Here is a 1,717-nt window from a genome sequence, read left to right as displayed (position 1 = left end):
CGAGCTGGCCGACGGTGACCACACCATCGTGGCCACCGTCACCGACCTCGCGGGCAACACCGCGGACTCGGCGACCCTGAGCTTTACCGTCGACACCACGCTCTCAGTGCCGACGGTGGACCTGGCAGACGCCAGCGACAGCGGCAGCAGCGCGACCGATAACATCACGAACGACACCACCCCGGTGTTCACGCTGGGGAATATTGACGCTGACGTGACGGATGTGCAGGTGATTATCAACGGTACCGCCTATGACGCCGTGCAGACGGACGGCACCTGGAGCTTTACCGCCCCGCAACTGGCGGACGGGGACTACAGTGTCACCGTGCAGGTCACTGACGATGCCGGGAACGTGCAGACCTCGGCGGTGCTGGCCATCACGGTGGACACCGCCGTGGCGGCCCCGGTCATTACGCTGAGTGATGACACCGGGACGGCGGGGGATAACCAGACTAACGTGGCGGCGCCGGGCTTTGCCATCAGCACCGACCCGGATGCGGTCAGCGTGATGGTGAGTATTGACGGCGGTACCCCGGTGGCGGCAACGAAGGACGCGGCCGGGCAGTGGCATATCACGTCCGGTGAACTGACCGACGGCGACCACACCATCGTGGCGACGGTGACGGATGTGGCGGGGAATACCGCCACCTCGGACATCATGAGTTTTAACGTCGACACCACACTCTCAGTGCCGACGGTGGACCTGGCAGACGCCAGCGACAGCGGCAGCAGCGCGACGGACAACATCACGAACGATACTACCCCAACCTTTACGCTGGGCAATATCGACGCCGATGTCACCTCGGTGCAGGTGCTGATTAACGGCACGTCCTATCCGGCGACGCTGGCAGACGGCACCTGGAGCTTTACCGCCCCGCAACTGGCAGACGGGGATTACACCTTCACCGTGCAGGTCACCGACGACGCGGGCAACACCGCGACCTCGGCGGCGCTGGCGGTCACCGTGGACACCACCGTGGCGACCCCGGTGATCACGCTGAGCGACGACACCGGTACCACCGGCGACAACCAGACCCGCGACACCACCCCGGGCTTTGCCATCACCACGGATAAAGACGCCGTGAGCGTGATGGTCTCCATTGACGGCGGCGCCCCGGTGGCGGCAACGAAGGATGCGGCCGGGCAGTGGCATATCACGTCCGGTGAACTGACCGACGGCGACCACACCATCGTGGCGACGGTGACGGATGTGGCGGGGAATACCGCCACCTCGGACATCATGAGTTTTAACGTCGACACCACACTCTCAGTGCCGACGGTGGACCTGGCAGACGCCAGCGACAGCGGCAGCAGCGCGACGGACAACATCACGAACGATACCACCCCAGCCTTTACGCTGGGGAATATCGACGCCGATGTGACGGATGTGCAGGTGCTGATTAACGGCACCGCCTATGACGCCGTGCAGACGGACGGCACCTGGAGCTTTACCTCGCCGGCGCTGGCGGACGGGGATTACAGCATCAGCGTTATTGTCACCGACGACGCGGGCAACACCGCGACCTCAGCGGCGCTGGCGGTCACCGTGGATACCGCCGTGGCGGCCCCGGTCATCACGCTGAGCGATGACACCGGCACCACCGGCGATAACCAGACCCGCGACACCACGCCGGGTTTTGCCATCAGCACCGACCCGGATGCGGTCAGCGTGATGGTGAGTATTGACGGCGGTACCCCGGTGGCGGCAACGAAGGAC

The 1,717-nt window shown here is 64.9% G+C and carries 1 protein-coding gene; it reads left to right on the top strand.

What is annotated here, in order from left to right; genetic code table 11:
* On the top strand, positions 1–1,717 hold a 1,717-nt coding region (locus FHD02_RS23930; RefSeq protein WP_220394381.1), incomplete at both ends, for an Ig-like domain-containing protein.

This window comes from Citrobacter sp. EC_71 (assembly GCF_019584005.1).
GTDB lineage: Bacteria > Pseudomonadota > Gammaproteobacteria > Enterobacterales > Enterobacteriaceae > Citrobacter > Citrobacter werkmanii.
Note: the sequence above shows the minus strand (reverse complement) of the source record. Positions and strands in the feature narration are given on the sequence as shown.